18 protein-coding genes are annotated in these 19,568 nt (G+C 64.5%); 11 read left to right on the top strand and 7 right to left on the bottom strand.

Going from position 1 to position 19,568, the window contains the following annotated elements:
* Positions 1–4 precede the first annotated feature (4 nt).
* Together argG and J1M81_RS04670 are read right to left on the bottom strand one after the other, a co-directional pair.
* Positions 5–1,420, bottom strand: a complete 1,416-nt coding sequence (gene argG / locus J1M81_RS04675; RefSeq protein ID WP_032369815.1) for an argininosuccinate synthase — start codon at positions 1,418–1,420, stop codon at positions 5–7.
* Between the two features lie 22 nt (positions 1,421–1,442).
* Positions 1,443–2,147 (bottom strand): FadR/GntR family transcriptional regulator, encoded by a 705-nt coding sequence (locus J1M81_RS04670; RefSeq protein WP_032399576.1) that lies wholly within the window; start codon positions 2,145–2,147, stop codon positions 1,443–1,445.
* Positions 2,148–2,249: 102 nt separating this feature from the next.
* Here J1M81_RS04670 and aspA point away from each other — a divergent pair, with 102 nt between their 5' ends.
* From aspA to J1M81_RS04650, 4 genes are read left to right on the top strand one after another with little or no spacing between them, the layout of a single operon-like run.
* Positions 2,250–3,689: an aspartate ammonia-lyase gene (gene aspA, locus J1M81_RS04665; RefSeq protein WP_032399575.1), complete on the top strand. Its 1,440-nt coding sequence runs from the start codon at positions 2,250–2,252 to the stop codon at positions 3,687–3,689.
* A gap of 4 nt (positions 3,690–3,693) precedes the next feature.
* A complete protein-coding gene (locus J1M81_RS04660) occupies positions 3,694–5,127 on the top strand; it encodes an amino acid permease (RefSeq protein ID WP_032399574.1) in 1,434 nt (477 codons plus the stop codon).
* Complete coding sequence (locus tag J1M81_RS04655; protein ID WP_052061335.1) at positions 5,120–6,040, top strand: asparaginase; 921 nt, start codon at positions 5,120–5,122, stop codon at positions 6,038–6,040. Before J1M81_RS04660 ends, J1M81_RS04655 begins: the two co-directional genes overlap by 8 nt.
* Positions 6,041–6,100: 60 nt before the next feature.
* Positions 6,101–6,421 carry a hypothetical protein gene (locus J1M81_RS04650; protein WP_027498433.1) on the top strand — a complete coding sequence of 107 codons (321 nt, stop codon included), beginning with the start codon at positions 6,101–6,103 and terminating at the stop codon, positions 6,419–6,421.
* On the opposite strand, the gene J1M81_RS04645 is transcribed toward J1M81_RS04650, so the two are convergent.
* On the bottom strand, positions 6,386–7,192 hold the full coding sequence (locus J1M81_RS04645) for an MOSC domain-containing protein (protein ID WP_080731950.1): 807 nt from the start codon (positions 7,190–7,192) through the stop codon (positions 6,386–6,388). The genes J1M81_RS04650 and J1M81_RS04645 overlap by 36 nt on opposite strands.
* A 21-nt stretch (positions 7,193–7,213) precedes the next feature.
* On the opposite strand from J1M81_RS04645, the gene J1M81_RS04640 reads away from it, so the two are divergent.
* Complete coding sequence (locus J1M81_RS04640) at positions 7,214–7,786, top strand: isochorismatase family protein (protein WP_032399573.1); 573 nt, start codon at positions 7,214–7,216, stop codon at positions 7,784–7,786.
* A gap of 28 nt (positions 7,787–7,814) precedes the next feature.
* On the opposite strand, the gene J1M81_RS04635 is transcribed toward J1M81_RS04640, so the two are convergent.
* Entirely contained in the window at positions 7,815–8,417 is a 603-nt protein-coding gene (locus J1M81_RS04635; RefSeq protein ID WP_032381215.1) for a hypothetical protein, read from the bottom strand.
* A gap of 49 nt (positions 8,418–8,466) precedes the next feature.
* On the opposite strand from J1M81_RS04635, the gene J1M81_RS04630 reads away from it, so the two are divergent.
* On the top strand, positions 8,467–9,879 hold the full coding sequence (locus J1M81_RS04630) for a glucose-6-phosphate dehydrogenase (NADP(+)) (RefSeq protein ID WP_032399594.1): 1,413 nt from the start codon (positions 8,467–8,469) through the stop codon (positions 9,877–9,879).
* 162 nt (positions 9,880–10,041) lie between these two features.
* Positions 10,042–10,197 (top strand): hypothetical protein, encoded by a 156-nt coding sequence (locus J1M81_RS04625; RefSeq protein WP_155288427.1) that lies wholly within the window; start codon positions 10,042–10,044, stop codon positions 10,195–10,197.
* Positions 10,198–10,277: 80 nt separating this feature from the next.
* Here J1M81_RS04625 and J1M81_RS04620 read toward each other — a convergent pair whose 3' ends face one another.
* A complete protein-coding gene (locus J1M81_RS04620; RefSeq protein ID WP_027498428.1) occupies positions 10,278–10,484 on the bottom strand; it encodes a PspC domain-containing protein in 207 nt (68 codons plus the stop codon).
* Between the two features lie 281 nt (positions 10,485–10,765).
* On the opposite strand from J1M81_RS04620, the gene ppk2 reads away from it, so the two are divergent.
* The 3 genes from ppk2 (at position 10,766) to J1M81_RS04605 (ending at position 14,772) form a co-directional block, all read left to right on the top strand.
* Positions 10,766–11,710 (top strand): polyphosphate kinase 2, encoded by a 945-nt coding sequence (gene ppk2 / locus J1M81_RS04615; RefSeq protein WP_045840630.1) that lies wholly within the window; start codon positions 10,766–10,768, stop codon positions 11,708–11,710.
* A 1,084-nt stretch (positions 11,711–12,794) separates the two neighbouring features.
* Positions 12,795–13,628: an alpha/beta fold hydrolase gene (locus tag J1M81_RS04610; RefSeq protein ID WP_027498426.1), complete on the top strand. Its 834-nt coding sequence runs from the start codon at positions 12,795–12,797 to the stop codon at positions 13,626–13,628.
* Positions 13,629–13,755: 127 nt separating this feature from the next.
* Positions 13,756–14,772 carry an alpha/beta hydrolase family protein gene (locus tag J1M81_RS04605; protein WP_032399572.1) on the top strand — a complete coding sequence of 339 codons (1,017 nt, stop codon included), beginning with the start codon at positions 13,756–13,758 and terminating at the stop codon, positions 14,770–14,772.
* 2 nt (positions 14,773–14,774) lie between these two features.
* Here the strand turns inward: J1M81_RS04605 and J1M81_RS04600 are convergent, their stop codons facing one another.
* Positions 14,775–16,844, bottom strand: a complete 2,070-nt coding sequence (locus tag J1M81_RS04600) for a prolyl oligopeptidase family protein (RefSeq protein ID WP_032399571.1) — start codon at positions 16,842–16,844, stop codon at positions 14,775–14,777.
* A 114-nt stretch (positions 16,845–16,958) separates the two neighbouring features.
* Between J1M81_RS04600 and lpdA the strand changes: the two genes are divergently transcribed.
* A complete protein-coding gene (gene lpdA, locus J1M81_RS04595) occupies positions 16,959–18,374 on the top strand; it encodes a dihydrolipoyl dehydrogenase (RefSeq protein ID WP_032399570.1) in 1,416 nt (471 codons plus the stop codon).
* A 70-nt stretch (positions 18,375–18,444) separates the two neighbouring features.
* On the opposite strand, the gene J1M81_RS04590 is transcribed toward lpdA, so the two are convergent.
* Entirely contained in the window at positions 18,445–19,494 is a 1,050-nt protein-coding gene (locus tag J1M81_RS04590; RefSeq protein WP_032365161.1) for a M48 family metallopeptidase, read from the bottom strand.
* Positions 19,495–19,568 lie beyond the last annotated feature (74 nt).

The raw sequence follows: 19,568 nt of genomic DNA, 5'->3' as shown, positions 1-19,568 counted from the left end.
GAAGTCAGTCGGTGCCGGACTCGATTGCGGCGTGGTCGAGGGCTGCGGAGTCCACGGAGTTGTCGGCGCTGCTGGCGGCGATGGCGTCGGCTCCACCGGGGGCGAGTTCGCCGATCAGGTCGCCCCAGGCGGTCAGCTGATCCTGAGCGGCGTACTGCTCGAGTTTGCTGCGCGAATCTGCGATGTCGAGGTTGCGCATGGTCAACTGGCCGATGCGGTCGCCGGGGAAGAAGGCCTGCCCCTGGCTGCGTTCCATCGACAGTTTCTCGGGGTGGTAGCTGAAGTTGCTGCCCTGGGTGTCCACGATGGTGAAGTCCTGACCGCGGCGCAGGCGAACCGTCACGCTGCCGGTCACGACGTTGCCGACCCAGCGCTGCAGGCCCTCGCGCAGCATGAGTGCCTGCGGATCGAACCAGCGGCCCTCGTAGAGCAGGCGTCCGAGGCGGCGGCCCTCGTTGTGGTACGAGGCGATGGTGTCCTCGTTGTGGACGGCGTTGACGAGCCGCTCGTACGTGATGTGCAGCAGTGCCATGCCCGGGGCCTCGTAGATGCCGCGACTCTTGGCCTCGATGATCCGGTTCTCGATCTGGTCGGACATGCCGAGCCCGTGGCGTCCGCCGATGGCGTTGGCTTCCATCACCAGGTCGACGGCACTGTCGAAGGACTTGCCGTTGATCCGAACGGGACGGCCACGCTCGAAGTCGACGGTGACGTCCTCGGCTGCGATCTCGACCTCGGGGTCCCAGAAGCGGACACCCATGATGGGCGAGACGATCTCGAGGGATGTGTCGAGGTATTCGAGACGCTTCGCCTCATGGGTGGCACCCCAGATGTTGGCGTCGGTGGAGTACGCCTTCTCGGCCGAGTCACGGTAGGGGAGGGTGCGCTGGGTGAGCCACTGCGACATCTCGTGCCTGCCGCCGAGCTCGGCGACGAATGCCTCGTCGAGCCACGGCTTGTAGATGCGCAACTCGGGGTTGGCGAGCAGGCCGTAGCGGTAGAACCGCTCGATGTCGTTGCCCTTGTACGTCGAGCCGTCGCCCCAGATGGAGACGCCGTCCTCCTGCATCGCGCGCACGAGCAGCGTGCCGGTCACCGCGCGGCCGAGGGGAGTGGTGTTGAAGTACGTCTGCAACGACGATCGGATGTGGAACGCGCCGCAGGTCAGTGCCGCGAGGCCTTCCTCGACCAGCGGTTCGCGGCAGTCGATCAGCCGGGCCTGCTCGGCGCCGTACGCAAGGCCGCGGGCGGGCACGTCGGACAGATCCGGCTCGTCGTACTGGCCGATGTCGGCGGTGTAGGCAAACGGAATCGCGCCGTGCTCGCGCATCCACGCCACGGCCACCGAGGTGTCGAGACCACCAGAGAATGCAATGCCGATTCGTTCACCGACCGGGAGAGAGTTCAATACCTTCGTCACGGCCCGCAGCTTAGTCGTACGGTCAGCTGGGCCGATCGGCGAGCGACTCCACTGCACCACGGACGGCATCGAGGTGGGCGGTCATGGCGCGGGCTGCTGCGTCGTAATCGCCGGATCGGATACCGGCGACGATGGCGTCGTGCTCGACGTTGGACTGCTGCTGCCGGTGCGCGACGAGGTTCAACGTTTCGGACTGCCGCGTCAAGGCATCTCGGATGTCGACGACGATCGACTCGAACACGCGGTTCCTGCTGGCCCGCGCGATCGCGGTGTGGAACTGCGCGTCCAACAGGACCCAGGCCTCGTGGTCGTCCTCGGAACGCATCTCGTCGGCGAGGCCGGAGAGCACCGCCAACTCGTCGTCGGTACGTCGTTCGGCCGCCCACCCGGCTGCGGGTACCTCGACGTGGGGTCGGGCATCCATGAGTTCACGGGCCTCGTAATTGCCGATGTCGAGGTCGCTACCCACTCGATCACGGACGACGAAGGTGCCGAGGCCCGTCTTGGTCTCGGTCAGACCGAGCGCGTGGCACGAGCGCAGCGCCTCGCGGATGACGGAACGACTGACGCTGTGCCTCGCGGCCAGCGCCGCCTCGGACGGGAGCTTCTGCCCGACGGGGAGCTTTCCCGACGAGATCGCGGCACGCAGGTCGGCGAAGACTGCCTCGGCGGCGCTCATGCGGGCATTGGTGGGCGCACTGACTGCCCAGCTGTCCGACAGGTTCATGCAGTGATCCTATCCCGGGGTTGACCGACGAGGTGTTCTACGCCACACTCTACCTGTCAGACAGCCGGACAGCTGGACACCCTCTGAAGGAGCGCACCCACCGTGGCCGATACCCGCATCGAGAAAGACCTTCTCGGCGAACGCGAGATTCCGATGACCGTCTACTGGGGAATCCATACCCTGCGCGCGCTGGAGAACTTTCCCATCACGGGGCGGCCGATCTCCACCAACGCCCACCTCGTCCGCGGGCTCGCAGCCGTGAAGTGGGCGGCCGCGGCGGCCAATCAGGACCTCGGAATACTCGACGCCACCCGCGGGGAAGCGATCCGGGCCGCGTGCCAGGAAATTCTCGACGGCCAGTGGCACGAGCAGTTCGTCGTCGACGTCATTCAGGGCGGCGCGGGTACGTCGACCAACATGAACGCCAACGAGGTCATCGCCAATCGTGCCCTGGAAATCCTCGGCCACGCGCACGGTGACCACTCGATGCTGCACCCCAACGAGCATGTGAATGCCTCGCAGTCCACCAACGACGTGTATCCGACGTCGGTGAACATCGCGACCATCTTCGCGGTGCACGAGCTGATCGCATCGATGAAGGTCCTGCGAGATTCGTTCTCCCGCAAAGCAAGCGAGTTCGCCACCGTCGTCAAGATGGGCCGCACCCAGCTGCAGGACGCGGTGCCGATGACACTCGGTCAGGAGTTCGGCACCTACGCGATCATGATCGACGAGGACTGCTCACGGCTCGAGGAAGCCGCGCTGCTGGTGCACGAGATCAACCTCGGGGCCACGGCCATCGGCACCGGGCTCAATGCTCCTGCCGGATACACCGAATCGGCCGTCGTGCACCTGCGCACCATCACCGGCCTGCCGTTGGTCACCGCAACGGACCTCATCGAGGCAACGCAGGACGTCGGTCAGTTCGTGCACCTGTCGGGTGTGCTCAAGCGCGTCGCAGTGAAACTGTCGAAGATCTGCAACGATCTCCGGCTGCTGTCCTCCGGGCCGCGCGCGGGCTTCAACGAGATCAATCTGCCTCCGATGCAGGCGGGTTCATCGATCATGCCCGGCAAGGTCAACCCCGTCATTCCCGAGGTTCTCAATCAGGTTGCCTACGAGGTGATCGGTCACGACGTCACCATCACGATGGCCGCCGAGGCAGGACAGTTGCAGCTCAACGCTTTCGAGCCGATCATCGTCAAATCCCTGTCCGACGGTATGGCGCATCTGAGTGCGGCCTGCCGCACCGTCGCGCATCGGTGCGTCGACGGCATCACCGCGAACGTCGATCTGCTGCGTGAGCGGGTGGAGAACTCGATCGGTCTGGTCACCGCGCTCAGCCCGTACCTCGGGTACGTGGAGTCGACGGCCATTGCGCAGGAAGCGCTGGTCACCGGCCGCAACGTCGTCGACCTGGTGCTCGAGAAGGGCCTGCTGGCGCGAGAAGAGCTGGATCGATTGCTGAGCCCCGAGCATCTCGCGAACCTGCGGGTGGCTCCCACCGAGCATTCCGTTGCTCCCGAGACGTCGACGAGGTAATGCGATGAGCACCGAGAACCCGACCCAGAAGCAGGCCTTCAGCGAAGAGGAGCTGGGGTATCGAAAAGAGCTGGCTCCGCGCCAGATTCAGATGATCGCCATCGGCGGCGCGATCGGCACCGGCCTGTTCATGGGTGCCGGCGGAAGACTGCGTGACGCCGGGCCCGCGTTGGTTCTGGTCTACGCACTGTGCGGCTTCTTCGCATTCCTGATCCTGCGCGCGCTGGGTGAGCTGGTGATGCACCGCCCGTCGTCCGGATCGTTCGTCTCGTACTCCCGCGAGTTCTTCGGTGAGAAGGTCGCGTTCGCGGCCGGGTGGTTGTACTGGATGAACTGGGCGATGACGGCCGTCGTGGACGTGACGGCAGTGGCGCTGTACATGAACTTCTTCAAGAAGTACTGGGCACCGCTGGGCAACGTCGATCAGTGGGTGTTCGCGCTGGCCGGCCTGGTGTTGGTTCTCGGTCTGAACCTGGTGTCGGTCAAGGTGTTCGGTGAGCTCGAATTCTGGTTCGCGCTCATCAAGGTCGTGGCCCTGGTGACGTTCCTCGCGATCGGCACCTACTACGTCATCTTCGGCACCCCCATCGACGGTCAGGCTCCGGGTCTGAGCGTTCTCACCGACAACGGCGGTCTCATCCCCAACGGACTGCTTCCGGCGATCGTCGTGATCCAGGGCGTCGTATTCGCCTATGCCTCCATCGAATTGGTCGGTACCGCCGCCGGAGAGACGCAGAACCCCGAGAAGGTCATCCCCAAGGCGATCAACACCGTCATCGTCCGCATCGTCGTCTTCTACGTCGGCTCGGTGCTGCTGCTCTCGCTGTTGCTGCCGTACACCGCGTATCAGGCCGGGGAGAGCCCGTTCGTCACATTCTTCGGAGCGATCGACGTCGAGGGTGCCGACGCGATAATGAACCTCGTCGTGCTGACCGCAGCGCTGTCGTCTCTCAACGCCGGGCTGTACTCCACCGGTCGCATCCTGCATTCGATGGCGGTCGCCGGCTCGGCACCGAAATTCGCGGCCCGTATGAACAAGCAGGGAGTTCCGTACGGCGGCATCGCACTGACGTCGGTGGTGACGCTGCTCGGGGTCGTCCTCAACGCAGTCGTCCCGGCGCAGGCGTTCGAGATCGTGCTGAACCTCGCTGCGCTCGGCATCATCAGCGCGTGGGCCGTCATCGTGGCGTGCCAGCTCAAGTTCTGGTCTCTGTCCAAGACCGGCGCGGTCACCCGGCCTGCGTTCCGGTTGTTCGGTGCCCCGTACACCGGCTACGCAACGCTAGGCTTTCTGGCGTGTGTACTGGTACTGATGGCCTTCGACAAACCCGTCGGTACATGGACCGTCGCGTCCATCCTGCTCATCGCGCCGATGCTGATCGCCGGATGGTACATGTGCCGCAACAGAATTCGAGAGGTAGCCGCCCGTAATGACTGAGGAGTGGAGCCTGCCGGAACGACCCGACAGTGCTGAGTTCGTCGCGTTGTTGACCACCGGTGGGACGATCGCCAGTAGTCGCGACGAGCACGGGGTTTCTCGGCCGGTCCCAGGCGTGGGCGTCGACATGGACGGCGTGGTGGTGCGCGAGGTGATGTCGAAGGACAGCTCCGCCCTGGACCTCGCCGATCTCGACGCCATTCGCACTGCCGTGGTCGACGCGTTGGCCGAGGACGGCTGCGCCGGAGTGGTGGTGCTGCACGGCACCGACACCATGGAGGAGTCGGCGTTGTACGTCGACCTGTTCCACGACGACGCGCGTGCGGTGGTGTTCACCGGGGCTCAACGTACTGCCGATCATCCGGACCCGGACGGCCCCGGCAACATCGCAGCAGCGGTAGCGGCCGCGTGGTCCGAGCAGGGAGTGCTGATCGCGTTCGGCGGACGAGTACTGCCGGCCCGCGGGGCGATCAAGAAGCACACCTTCGAACTCGACGCCTTTCGGTCGGCAGCAGTGCCGAGGCCGGACCCGCTGCGGTGGCAGCCCGTCGCGGGAGTGCGCGTGGACGTCGTGGCCCTGTACCCGGGCGCGGACGGGGTGCAGATCGATGCCTGTCGCGAAGCCGGGGCGTCGGGCATCGTGCTCGAGGCGTTGGGCTCGGGTAACACCAACGCTCTGGTGGTGCACGCGGTGAAAGAGGCCGTTGCTGCTGGGCTGCACGTGGTCGTCACGACGCGGGTGCCGTTCGGTGAGACCTCGCCGACGTACGGCGGCGGAGGCGGCGGCCACGATCTGCTCGACGCCGGTGCGGTCTTCTCCCGCGAACTCCGGGCCGGACAGGCGCGCATCCAGTTGGCGGCGCTGGTCGCCACTGGAGCTACTGACGTGGTCGTCCACAATTCGTTCGCCTAGGCGGGATCCCCCGCCTACGGAGCCGAATAGTGGACACTCAGCGCACCAAGGAGGCGTGACGTGAGCACGATCGAGATCGAATTCGCCCCACATTGGGTGAACGCGTCCTTGGTGCGCACGCTGGCGCGGCCGTTCGTGACGATCGACGGCGTGGAGCATCGCCAGTCGTGGTCGGAACCGTCGACCTACGAGCTGGCACCGGGTGGCCACGAGCTCACCGCATTCATCCGCTATCGCGGCACGACATCCGCACTCGGCATCGGGCGGCGACGCGTCGAACTCGGTGCAGAACAGCATCTTCGGCTGCGCGCGCGTAACGGGTGGGCGAACCACATGCCGTTCGAGTTACAGCTCCGACTCGCCCCAGGTCTCGACGCGTAGTTCGTCCCCGACCGAGATGGTTCCTTCCTCGACCACCGAGAACTTCGAACCGAAGGCGACGCCCTTCTGTCGGGCCCGGCGGTAGGTGCCGAGAGTGCGCAGGGGTTCGGGTCCGGTGCGAACACCGGTGCTCTGCTCCACCGTGGTGACGGCGCAGCGGATCGCCAGCTTCGTGTACGCCAATCGTGCGTCGCCGATCGAGATGTCGCGCACTTCGTCCTCGACATGAGCGTCCTGCGAGCCGTCGACGACGATGTTGGGCCGAAATCGGTCGATCGGCAGCGGGGCGTCGAGACGGGAGTTCAGACCGGCCAGCGTGGCGGTCGAGAGGATGTGGACGGCGGCGCTGTCGGCGAAATGGGCCGAGCCGGGACGGATTCCGTCGGTGACGCGGCCGTGATCGCGGGGCGCGGCGACGAGGCGTGAGGGCTCGCCGATGACGTCGGTGAGCCAGGCGGCGATGTCGTCGCCCTGGTCGATGCCCCGCAGCGGCGTGCCGAACATCGTGACCTCGCGGTCCGCGGAATCACGATCGACGACGGCGGTGACGCTCCCTGCGCTCTCGTGGCGCAGTGTCAGTGAGCCGTTTTCCACCGAGCAGCGAACGACGGCCAGTACGGGATCGGTGCGTTGGCTGCGGAACGAGCCGTCCGCGTCGACGATCATGAACGCTCGGTCGTGTTCGAGACCGGATGTGCTCACCCGGGCCGAGTCCAGTGCCGTACCGGCACATCCTTTGACGGGATAGGTCACCAAAGACGACACGCGCACCCGTCGAGGATACTGGGACACATGACTCGTGCTCTGTTGGTAGTCGATGTTCAGAACGATTTCACCGAGGGTGGTGCGTTGGCCGTGTTCGGCGGTGGGGAGGTGGCGCGCAGGATCAGCGCGTACCTCGCCCGGAGCGGCGACGACTACGATCTCGTGGTGTCCTCACGTGATTGGCACGACGGCGACAGCGACAACGGTGGACATTTCGCCACCGACGCTGCCCCGGATTTCGTCACCACGTGGCCCGTGCACTGCGTCGCGGGAACGGTCGGCGCGGAATATCACCCGGATTACCGAACCGGCAGCGTCGACGTGCATGTCTACAAGGGGCAGGGCAGACCGTCGTACTCGGCGTTCGAAGGCGTCACCGAGGACGGAACATCCCTGTCCGAGATCCTGACCGCCAACGAGGTGACGGCCGTCGACATCGTCGGTCTCGCCACCGATTACTGCGTGCTGGCGTCGGCGAAAGATGCAGTGGCACAGCACCTGGACGTTCGGGTTCTCACCGATCTGGTGGCCGGGGTCGCTCCCGAGACCTCCGCAGCAGCTCTCGACGAACTCCGCGAAGTCGGAGCAGCAGTGGTGTGAGACAGCAGTGGTGTGAAACAGCAGTGGTCTACGAGTCGATCGTGGTGGTGATGGACGTGACCGACGGTGCCGCGGGGGTGCTGCCGAAACCGAACGTCACCGGGGGAGTGACGGGCGTCAGCGAGCCGAGGTCCTCTCCTTGCCAGGATGCGACGACGTCGACGACGCGGTGCTGGTGCCTGGCTCCGTAGTATTCGCGCCTGCCTCCGCCGGCGCTGCCGCGAGTTCGCACTCCGCGCAGTATCACTCGGGCGATGGGGTCGCTGATCGTGCAGAACCACGGTGCGGTGGACACGGCGTCGGGGACGAGGCTCAGGGCGCGGCCGAGAACCGTCGGCCCGGCCACTCGGATGCGTACCGACAGATCCCCGGCGACGACGGACCGCCACCCGTCGGGCTGGTCGGAGAAGGTGACCGGTACCAGCTCGGTGGAATCGAACGAGTATGTCGCCGTGACGAATTCACGTACCGCCTCGTTCGGGGCCACGAGTAGGCGTCGACCGTCCGCGAATTGGACCATCACATCGGTGAATTCGCCGAGGGGCGAGCGCGTCCAGTGTCCGACGACGATGCGCACTCCCGACGTCGTACCTACCCCGTAGATCTCTCCGTGAAACCGTGATCTGGTCATCTTCGTGCACTCTCACCTAGGTAGCACTATGCGGTGCATAGTGGAGGTCATGGCGTCCTCGCAACCCACTGTATTCGTCCTGTTCGGCGCGACCGGAGACCTCGCGAAGCGAATGGTTCTGCCGTCGTTCTACCAACTCCACGTCGAAGGCCTGCTGCCGGAGAAATGGATCCTGATCGGCAACGGTCGCAAGGACTCGTCCGACGACGAGTTCCGCGACCACGTGAAAGATGTGCTCGACGAGTTCGCCGAGAACGTGGCCGACGACGATTGGTCGGCGTTCTCGAAGCGAATCCGATTCGCGGGCAACGGCTTCACCGTCGACGATCCCGGCAAGCTCCCCGACGTCGTCGCCGACGCCAGGAAAGAGATCGGTGACGACGCACAGCTGGTGCACTACATCGCGCTGCCGCCGAGCACGTTCGTCGACTACACGAAGGCCCTGGGTGCACACGATCTCGCCGAGGGTTCCCGAGTGGTGTACGAGAAGCCCTTCGGCACCTCGCAGCACAACTTCGAGGAACTCGACAAGGCCGTGCACGAGGTCGTGAAGGAGGAACAGGTCTATCGCATCGACCATTTCCTCGGTAAGGAAGCAACGCAGAACCTGCACGTGCTGCGGTTCGCCAACGGCATGATCAGCGGCATCTGGAACTCCGAGCACGTGGAGCATGTGCAGATCGACGTGCCCGAGACACTCGACATCGACGACCGCGCCGAGTTCTACGACGAGACCGGTGCCGTACTGGACATGCTGGTGACCCATCTGTTCCAGGTGGCCGCCGAGGTGGCCATGGAACCCCCTGCGTCGTTGAAGGCCGAGGATCTTCAGTCGGCTCGCGAAACGGTGATCGGGCAGTTCCGTCCACTCGACACCGACGAGGTGGTTCTGGGGCAGTACGACGGCTACCGCGACGTCGACGGCGTTGCCGAGGATTCGACGGTCGACACGTTCGTGGCCGCGAAGCTGTGGGTGGATACCGATCGCTGGCGTGGGGTGCCGTTCCTGCTTCGTACCGGCAAGATGCTCGGTGCCGGAGCGCAGCGGGTATCGCTGGTGTTCCGCAAGCCCGCCGACAGTCCACTGTCGACGCTGCCCGAAGACGGCGCGGTGCTCTCGTTCGACCTGTCCGGTGACGGCAGCATCGATATCGCGATGACGGTCAAGGAACCGGGACCGGATTTCGACCTGTCCGTCGGGCATCTGTCGTTGCCGCTGAAATCGGTGCCCGACGCGGAGCCGTTGAGCCCGTACTCCCGTCTGATCCTCGATGTACTGAACGGGGACCGATCGCTGTTCACCAGACCCGACGGCCTGGCCCACGTGTGGGAGGTGGCGGCACCGCTGTTGAACGATCCGCCCGCGGTGAAGAACTATGCGCCGGGCTCGATGGGACCGACGGAAGCCGACGATCTGGCAGCGTCCTGCGGTTGGTTGATCACCGGGAAAACCGAGGACTGATCACCGGAACGGCGAAGAACCGGGTCGGCTTTCGAGCCCCGAAACAGCCGGTGGGTCCTTTTTGTCCGAAACGATGGAATGGACCGCGTCTGGAACGTTATGTTCCTGTGGCCTGGTCACCTTCCGACTCGGGCCACGACGTGTCTTTCGAAAGGCTTACCCATGCTCCTCGATCTCCTCACCGGCCTCCTGCCCATCCTCGGCGGCGGCGAAGACGGTGGCATCACCGGACCCATCACCGGTGGCCTCACCGATGGTCTCGGTGAACTCCTCGACGGACTGCTCGGCGGAAGCACCGGTAGCTTCGGCTCCAGCTAGGCCCCATTCCGCGAAGTCCGACGGCAAGGCCCCGTTCCTCCACCGGCGAGGATGCGGGGCCTTTCCGCGGTCGCGGGAGCTCACGGGCGGCGCGGCATCAGCATCAGGGCCGCCAGGTAGATCAGCACGACTGTGCCACCGCTGAGCACTGCACCGGCGACGGTGGCGACGCGAACGAGGTTGACGTCCCAACCGAAGTAGTCGGCTATACCGCCGCAGACGCCTCCGATCATCTTCTGCGAGTTGGACAGGGTGAATTCTCTGGGGGAATTGCTCTCGAATGTCATGGTGAGAAGTCTGCGTCGCCGACGCCTGTGGGCACATCGGGGCTTTCACCCATATCGACCCGGAGAATCGAACGATCGAGAAACGGGTCGCCGAACAAGTTCGGTGACTTTTACGACGCGGACACTCGACCTGTTGTCGGCGCGAGGATTACGGTCGGATGTGTCGGTCGCTTCCGGTCCGTCCCCCTTGCAGACCGGAAGCGTGTCCGATGCGTCCGGTTGCGCTCGGTGTTCACCGAATCGCCATGGACCGGTCACCGATGAGCACTAACTTTCGGCGCATGACCGACTTCGATCTCCGCAACGGCGTGGCTGCACGCAAGAATCTCAGCGACGTGCGGGACATCACGACCGCCGTGGATCTTGCCGATACTTCGGGATTCGTCGTCGACGACTCCGATGACGACGACCCGGTGTTGCTGACGGTCCCGGGCGGTCACGTCGTCGACACGTGGCGGGAGAACTACCCCTACGACGAGCGTATGACCCGCGCCGAGTACGAACTCGAAAAGCGGCTGCTGCAAATCGAACTCCTCAAGCTGCAGATGTGGTCCAAGGACACCGGACGACGCCACGTCATCATCTTCGAGGGTCGCGACGCCGCCGGTAAGGGCGGCACGATCAAGCGGTTCATGGAGCACCTCAACCCCCGCGGCGCACGCGTCGTCGCGTTGGAGAAGCCGTCGGTGCGGGAGTCGACGGAGTGGTATTTCCAGCGGTACATCGGGCATCTGCCTGCGGCCGGCGAAATTGTGATGTTCGACAGGTCTTGGTACAACCGTGCCGGTGTCGAACGGGTCATGGGGTTCTGCACCGAGGAGCAGCATGCACAGTTCGTTCGGCAGGCACCGCTGTTCGAGCAGATGTTGGTGGACGAGGGCATCAGCTTGACCAAGTTCTGGTTCTCGGTGTCGCAGCACGAGCAGCGCACTCGCTTCGCGATCCGGCAGGTGGATCCGGTACGGCAGTGGAAACTGTCGCCGATGGATCTTGCGTCACTGGACAAGTGGGATGCGTACACCGCTGCGAAGGAAGAGAACTTCCGCGCCACCGATACCGACGTAGCACCGTGGACCGTGGTGAAGAGCAACGACAAGAAGCGCGCGCGGATCAACGCGATGCGGTTCGTGCTCAACAAGTTCGACTACGCCAACAAGGACTCCGAGATCGTGGGCGAAACAGACCCGTTGCTCGTCGGTCGCGCGAAAGACGTGCTCGGAGAATAATTCTGGGCTACATACCGGGGTCTGCTCGGTGAACGTCCTGCGTCGCTTCGGTATCCGCGCAGTGAGTTCGTGCCGCGTTGTGCACCGCGCCGGTGGTTGCGGTAGGAAAGTGGTAGGCCGTATTACCTACGGCTGTACGAAGAGACGAGCATCAGGAGTTCTCATGGGTTCAGCTGCGCAGTTCATCACCGACATTGCAACCGGAGTCTACGACGGCATCGTCGACGCGATCGTCGAGCAGATCGTCGGCGTGCTGACGTCGGGTAGCGCCGCGTAATTCGTCGGTCCACGAGTCGCGGTCGCTGTCGGGGGCGGCCGCGACTTTTCGTCTCCGTGACCGTTTTGTGACAGCTCACCAAGATTTCTGACTTTTCGATGCCAATGCGTGTACGAAACGTTATCCGTTCGGGTAGAAATCTTCATGCAGAGGTAATCGAGTGACGACCGTCACGTTCGATCTGCACATCCCTCGAACAACAAGGAGCCTGTCGCATGTCCGCTGAACTCGGTGACCTCTTGGCAATCTTCATCCAGCTCTTCTCGGGTATCAGTTCTTCCTCCGACTGACATCCCGGCTCCGCGCCGTAGGCCTCGGCCAGGACGGCAGACCGGAGCCGAATCGATGAACAGTAAGGCTCGCGACGCCGCGTCGGCGGCGAATCCCCCTCTCTCGAAGGAGTTTTGATGGAATTTCTCTCGCTGTTGCTGCAGTTGCTCGCTGTCGGCAGCTCCGAAGGAACAGGTTCGGTCGTCAACATCCCCGGCACGCTCCCCAGCTGAAGCGCGACCCCGAAGCCGGGCCCGACTACCGTCGGGCCCGGTTTTCGTGGTTTCGAAGTGTCATTCGGTCGACCGAAATATCCTCCAGCGGTCGATGATTCGCCGCCGACCGGGTAGACCTGAACCTCATCCTCGATGCGCTCGGTATCGACGGTAATAGAGGTGGTGCCATGCTCGAAGCCGTAGTCGGATTCATCAACAGTCAATTGTTCTGGTTCAGCTGGTCGACCGGTAGCTACCACCCGATCATCCTGTGAGGTAGTGCCCTGGGGAAGGTGCGGTCGCACCGTCATAGGGTTGGCCGATGCAGACGGTTCCGATTCAGATGCCCGACGGTTCGACGGTGCCGGTGACGCTGTTTCCGAGTGAGGGCCGAGACGATGCGCCCGTCATCGTCGTTCTCCCGGGTCTCGGCATCCCCGGCGGCTACTACCGGCTGTTCGCCGAAGCGCTCGTCGCCCGCGGATTCCATGCTGCGATCGGCGATCTTCGGGGCCAGGGGGACAGTAAGCCGAAGCCGAGTTCGTCGAGCAGGTACGGATATCAGGAATTGGTCTCGGTCGACTTTCCGGCGATCTTCGAGGTGGTGCGCGAGCAGTTCCCCGCCGCAACCCCGTATCTGCTCGGCCACAGTATGGGCGGACAACTGGGCGCGATGTACGCAGCCCGAATTCGAGGCAGGCTCGGTGGCTTGATCCTGGTGGCATCCGGGTCGCCGTACCACCGCGGTTTCGGCACCACTCGCGGGGTCCCGCTCTACTTCGGCGCGGCGGCGATGGCGATCACCAGCAACATCGCCGGATTCTGGCCGGGGGACCGCATCGGGGTCGGCGGATTCGGTCGTCAATCACGAGTGTTGATCGACGACTGGTCGAGGTTCGCCCGAACGGGCTCGATCGAGCCGGCCGGTGCCGACATCGACTACGAGGAACGGATGGGCCGGCTGACCCTACCGGTGCTGGCAGTGACCATCGAGGGCGACGATCTGGCCCCCAAGGGTTCGATGGAGAATCTGACGGCCAAGCTTGCCAACGCCGACATCACCACCGAACACATCGACGAGCCGCTGGGCCACAACGGGTGGATCCGCAATCCCACCGCGGTGGCCGACCTGGTCGAGCGGTGGATGCACCGCTGACACAACCCCGTGCCGAACGATACGGTCGTTTGGACTAATTCATGCGATAAGTTCCAACTCCGCGCCCGTTCTGGTGTACAACGCTAGTGACTCAACTTCTGTTCTGCCGAAGATAGCGAGCACGTGTATGAACGGCCTGGGGGCTACAGCTCGTCGGATCGGTAGGGCTGTGCTCGTGGCCGCGTGTATCGCTGCGTCGGCCGCGCAGGGCACGGCCCTCGCCGCGCCCGACGCGTCGACGTCGTACGTGGTGCGAACGGAGGAGACCGACGCCGTCGCCATGACGGCGTTCGTGCATTCGGCCGCGATGGAGCGGACCATCCCGCTGAAGATTCTCCGCTCGCCGGACCGTGCGAAGCCGAGCCCCACCGTGTATCTGCTCAACGGCGCGGGCGGTGGGGTGGACGGTATGGACTGGTACACCCAGACCGATGTCGTGTCGTTCTTCGCGGACAAGAACGTCAATGTGGTCACACCCGTCGGCGGGGCCTATTCCTACTACACGGACTGGCAGCGAGACGATCGCGTGCTCGGCCGCAACAAGTGGGAGACCTTCCTGACCCGTGAACTGCCTCCACTCGTCGACCAACTGCTGAAGACCAACGGCCGCAACGTCATTGCCGGAATCTCGATGGCTGCGACGTCGGTGCTCAATCTGGCGGCACACAACCCCGGTCTCTTCCGGGCGGTCGGCTCCTACAGCGGCTGCGCCTCGACCACCGATCCGTTGGGCCGCGCGTACGTCAAGACCGTCGTATCGATGGCGCTCGGAACCGACGTGAAGAACATGTGGGGCCCGGACGGCGACCCCGACTGGGTGCACAACGACGCTGTCGTCAACGCCGACAAGCTGCGCGGCACCGCGCTGTACATCTCCAACGGCAGTGGCCTGGCGGGGGCATCGGACACCTTCGACGGAACCAACCCCAACGGCCCCGGTTTCGTGCTGCTGAACCAGATGGTGGTGGGCGGTGCCATCGAGGTCGCCACCGGCGACTGCACCCGTCGACTGAAGAGCGCGCTCGAAAAGCTGGACATCCCAGCCCATTTCGAGCTACGGGAACGCGGGACGCACTCCTGGGGATACTGGCAGGACGATCTCCACAATTCCTGGCCGATGTTCGAGCAGGCTCTGGCCGACTGACATCACCGGCTCTCGAGGTGCCGCCACAGGAACTCGTACGTCAGTGCGGTCTTGAAAGCCAGCTGCGCATTGTCCGACGCCCCGCCGTGGCCGCCCTCGATGTTCTCGTAGTAGCTCACGTCCTGACCGAGCTCGGCCAGCCGCGCAGCCATCTTGCGGGCGTGACCGGGATGGACTCGATCGTCTCGGGTGGACGTGGCGATGAGTATCGGTGGGTACTTCCGCTCGGACGCGGCCACGACGTTCTGGTACGGGGAGTACTGCGAGATGAACTCCCATTCGGCGGGGTCGTCGGGGTTGCCGTACTCGGCCACCCAGGACGCTCCCGCGAGCAACAGGTGGTACCGCTTCATGTCCAGTAGCGGGACCTGACATACCAACGCCCCGAACAGTTCCGGGTACTTCGTTTCCATGATGCCCATCAGCAGGCCGCCGTTGCTGCCGCCCTGGGCGGCCAAGCGGTCGGCGGTGGTGATCCCTCGGGCCACCAAATCGCGCGCGACCGCGGCGAAGTCCTCGTGGACCAGATGCCGGCCCGCTCGCAACACCTGGGTGTGCCAGGACGGTCCGTACTCGCCGCCGCCGCGGATGTTGGCAACGACGTAGGTGCCGCCGCGCTCGAGCCACGTTCGACCCATCGCTCCGCTGTAGCCGGGCGTCATCGAGATCTCGAAGCCGCCGTAGCCGTACAGCAGTGTCGGGCCGGGGCCTGCGTCGCCGCGTCGGACGACGAAGTAGGGGATCGCGGTGCCGTCGTCCGACTCCGCGAAGAACTGCTGCACCGTCATGCCGTCCGCGTCGAAGAAGGCGGGAGCCTGCTTCAGTACCTCGAGCGCGCCGCCGACCGTGCCGACCAACAGCGTGGCCGGGGTGAGGTAACCCGAGGAGCCGAGGAAGAACTCGTCCCCGTTCTCCTCGGCGTCCGTACCGATGATCTCGGTCGACGCCAACTCCGACAGCCCGTCGACGGTGGCCGTGTCCCACTCCGTCGTGCGCGTTTTGCGCCCCTCCAGGTACGCAAAACGCGCACGAGGGGTGAGCACATGCAGACGAGTGCGGACATCTTGCAGCGTCACCAGCAGCAGATGATTCTCGGTCCACGCGTACTGATGCAGGGACGTGTGCTCGTCCGGAGTGAACAGAACCGCCAGAGATGCTGTGCCGCTCATGAATTCGTCGAAGTCGGCCGCGAGCAGAGCGCCCGCCGGATGGGTGACGCCGTCGTAGGTCCACTCGGTCATCGTCCGAACCAGCAGCCAGTTCTCGTGGACCGAGGTCGATGCGTCCGTCGGCGTCGGAATGCGGGTCACCGCCGTACCGTCGAGCACGTAGGTCTCGGAGTTGTAGAAGTCGGTGGACCGCTGCACGAAGTCGCGCTCGAATCCGGGCGTGCGGTCGTGCCACGCGGAGATCGAAATGTCCTGGGATTCGCCCTCGTAGACGGTCTCCGCGTCGGCGAGCGGGGTGCCTCGGTGCCATCTCTTGGTGATCCGCGGATAGCCGGATTCGGTCAGGGACCCCGGTCCGAAATCGGTGCCGACGAAGACGGTGTCGGCGTCGATCCAGCCGATGTCGGTCTTGGCCTCGGGCAGCGTGAAACCGCCGTCCTCCGCAGCGCGGAACGTGCGGGAGTCGAGATCGAACTCGCGTACCACCGTCGCGTCGGCACCGCCTCGGGACAGCGTCACCAAAGCGCGCAGCTGGTCGGGGCGCAGTACCTGAGCGCCGCCCCATACCCAGTTCTCGCCCTCGTCGGCGGCCAGGGCATCGAGATCGAGCAGGACGTCCCATGCGGGTTCGTCCGTGCGGTACTCGTCCATCGTGGTGCGCCGCCACACCCCGCGGATGTGCTCGGCGTCGCGCCAGAAGTTGTAGAGGAACTGCCCGCGCCTGCGTGCGTACGGAATCCGCGCATCGGTGTCGAGAATCTCGCGTACACCCGCCACGGTGGCGTCGAAACGCTCGCCTGCCAGCGCCTGGATCGTCACCTCGTTCTTCTCGCGTACCCACGCGAGTGCGTCGTCGCCGGTGACGTCTTCGAGCCAGAGGTACGGGTCGTCCGAGAAAGCCATGGCACAGTTCTAGCAGCACACGTGCGGTCGGGTGCAGGACGCGTGCGAGGCTACCGGCTGGTAACGAAGACCAGGTCGAGACAGTGTCGGAGGGCACGACTACGCTGGGGACTCGTGACCTCACACTATGACGTCGTTGTCCTCGGAGCCGGTCCCGGTGGGTACGTCGCTGCTATCCGCGCGGCACAACTCGGACTCAGCACTGCCATCATCGAGAAGAAGTACTGGGGCGGTGTGTGCCTCAACGTGGGCTGCATCCCCTCGAAGGCGCTTCTCCGTAACGCCGAGCTGGCGCACCTCTTCACCAAAGAGGCCAAGCTGTTCGGTATCTCGGGTGAAGCATCCTTCGACTTCGGCGCAGCATTCGACCGCAGCCGCAAGGTCGCGGACGGACGCGTCAAGGGCATCCACTTCTTGATGAAGAAGAACAAGATCCCCGAGTACGACGGCCAGGGCACGTTCACCGATGCCAACACCATCGAGGTCGAACTGTCCAAGGGCGGCACCGAGACGATCACGTTCGACAACGCGATCATCGCGACCGGCAGCACTACCAAGCTGCTCCCGGGAACCGAGCTCAGCAAGAACGTCGTCACGTACGAAGAGCAGATCATGACCAAGGATCTGCCGGGCTCGATCCTCATCGTCGGCGCAGGTGCCATCGGTATGGAATTCGGGTACGTCCTGACGAACTACGGAGTCGACGTCACCATCGTCGAGTTCCTCGATCGCGCGCTCCCCAACGAGGACAAGGACGTCTCGAAGGAGATCGAGAAGCAGTACAAGAAGCTCGGCGTCAAGGTCATCACCGGCGCGGGTGTGCAGAGCATCGACGACGACGGCTCCAAGGTCACCGTCGAGATCAAGCACAACAAGTCCGGTGAGAGCGAGACCTTCACCGTCGACAAGGTGATGCAGTCCGTCGGATTCGCCCCTCGCGTCGAGGGCTTCGGTCTCGAGAAGACCGGTGTCGAGCTCACCGATCGCGGTGCCATCGGCATCACGAACACGATGCAGACCAACGTCCCGCACATCTACGCCATCGGCGACGTCACCGCCAAGCTCCAGCTCGCCCACGTGGCGGAGGCGCAGGCCGTGGTGGCTGCCGAAACCATCGGCGGCGCAGAGACATTGCCGATCGACGACTACCGGATGATGCCACGCGCCACGTTCTGCCAGCCGCAGGTCGCCAGCTTCGGTCTGACCGAGGACCAGGCCCGCGAAGAAGCGCAGGCTCGTGGATCCGACATCAAGGTCGCGAACTTCCCGTTCGCCGCCAACGGCAAGGCACACGGCCTGGGCGACGCGACGGGCTTCGTCAAGCTCATCGCCGACACCGAGCACGGTGAGCTGCTCGGTGGCCACCTCATCGGACCGGACGTCTCGGAGCTGCTGCCGGAGCTGACCCTGGCCCAGAAGTGGGACCTGACGGTCAACGAGCTGGCCCGCAACGTCCACACGCACCCGACGCTGTCGGAGGCACTGCAGGAAGCGATCCACGGCCTCGCAGGCCACATGATCAACTTCTGATCTCTGCTGTAGAACGACGAACGGCGGCGACCACCTCGGTGGTCGCCGCCGTTCGCTTCGTTCTGGGGTGCTAGGACTTTCGCCAGTGATCGAACCTGCCCTTGATGTCCGATGCCACGTCGCCGATTCCGTTGCCGACGGCGTCGACGGCACCGGTGAAGCCGCTGCCGATGTCGCGGACCGTCTTGATCAGCGGGTCCTCAGACGTGTCGAAGTTGTTCTTGTACGTGCGGGCCGCGTTACGGAACTCCTCCGACACCTTGGCCTCGTGGTCGGTGGACCGGCGCGGGTAGTCGCCGCGAAGGACCGCCGCGTACTCGCCGGTGTCGACCCACTTCTTCAGTTCCGCAGCTCGCAGCACCGAGAACGGGTGCGAGAGGAGTTCGAGATTGAGCAGCTTGAGCACGCCGTCGCGCAGGTCTCCACTGGCCTCGTACTCGGCGGCCTGAGCGAGGAAGGCGTCGACGTCGATTTCACTGATACGTGCGCCGCCCGCCAACTTGAGCTGCACGCTGATCGCGGTGTGCACATCCTGTCCGCACAGCAAACCTGCTCTGTCGCCGGATAATTCGGATTTGCGCTGCCATTCCATCAGCCCCGCGATGACCGCGCGCAAGGCCCAGCCGCCCACCGGAACCCAGCCGACCGTGCCGGCGAGGCGCATCAGGTGCATGAGAACGGTGCGGTACACCGCGTGGCCGGACAGGGCGTGGCCCAGTTCGTGGCCGACCACGAATCGCTGTTCCTCGTAGGTCATGATGTCGAGCATGCCGGTGGTCAGGACGATGAACGGTCGATCCATCCCGATGGTGAACGCGTTGACCATCGGCGACTGAACCACGAACAGCTCCGGAGTTTCCTCCGCGCCGAGAATCTGCACACAATCGGCTCGAAGATCGTTCAGATCCTTGAACTGGCGTTCGTCGACACGCACCGCGGTGGCCAAGTACATCAGGCGATGCTGTCTCTCGCGCAGCAGTCCGGACAGCGTTCGCAGCACCGTGTCGAAGCCCTTGAGGGTGCGAAGAGTGACCAAGGCTGCTCGGTCCGAAGGGTGTTCCCAAGTGCGAGAGGAGATATCGGGAAACTCGATACGAGTACGGTCCGGTGCGTGTGTCACTGTGTGGCTCCCAGTCTGATCGGTCTGTTTGCCAAAGTATCAGTAAAAAGCCCTTCCGGTTCGTTCTTGACCAC

The sequence above is a fragment of the Rhodococcus sp. KRD175 genome, assembly GCF_017168275.1.
Taxonomy (GTDB): domain Bacteria; phylum Actinomycetota; class Actinomycetes; order Mycobacteriales; family Mycobacteriaceae; genus Rhodococcoides; species Rhodococcoides fascians.
The sequence above is the reverse complement of the archived record's forward strand: the minus strand, read 5'-3'. Positions and strand labels throughout refer to the sequence as shown.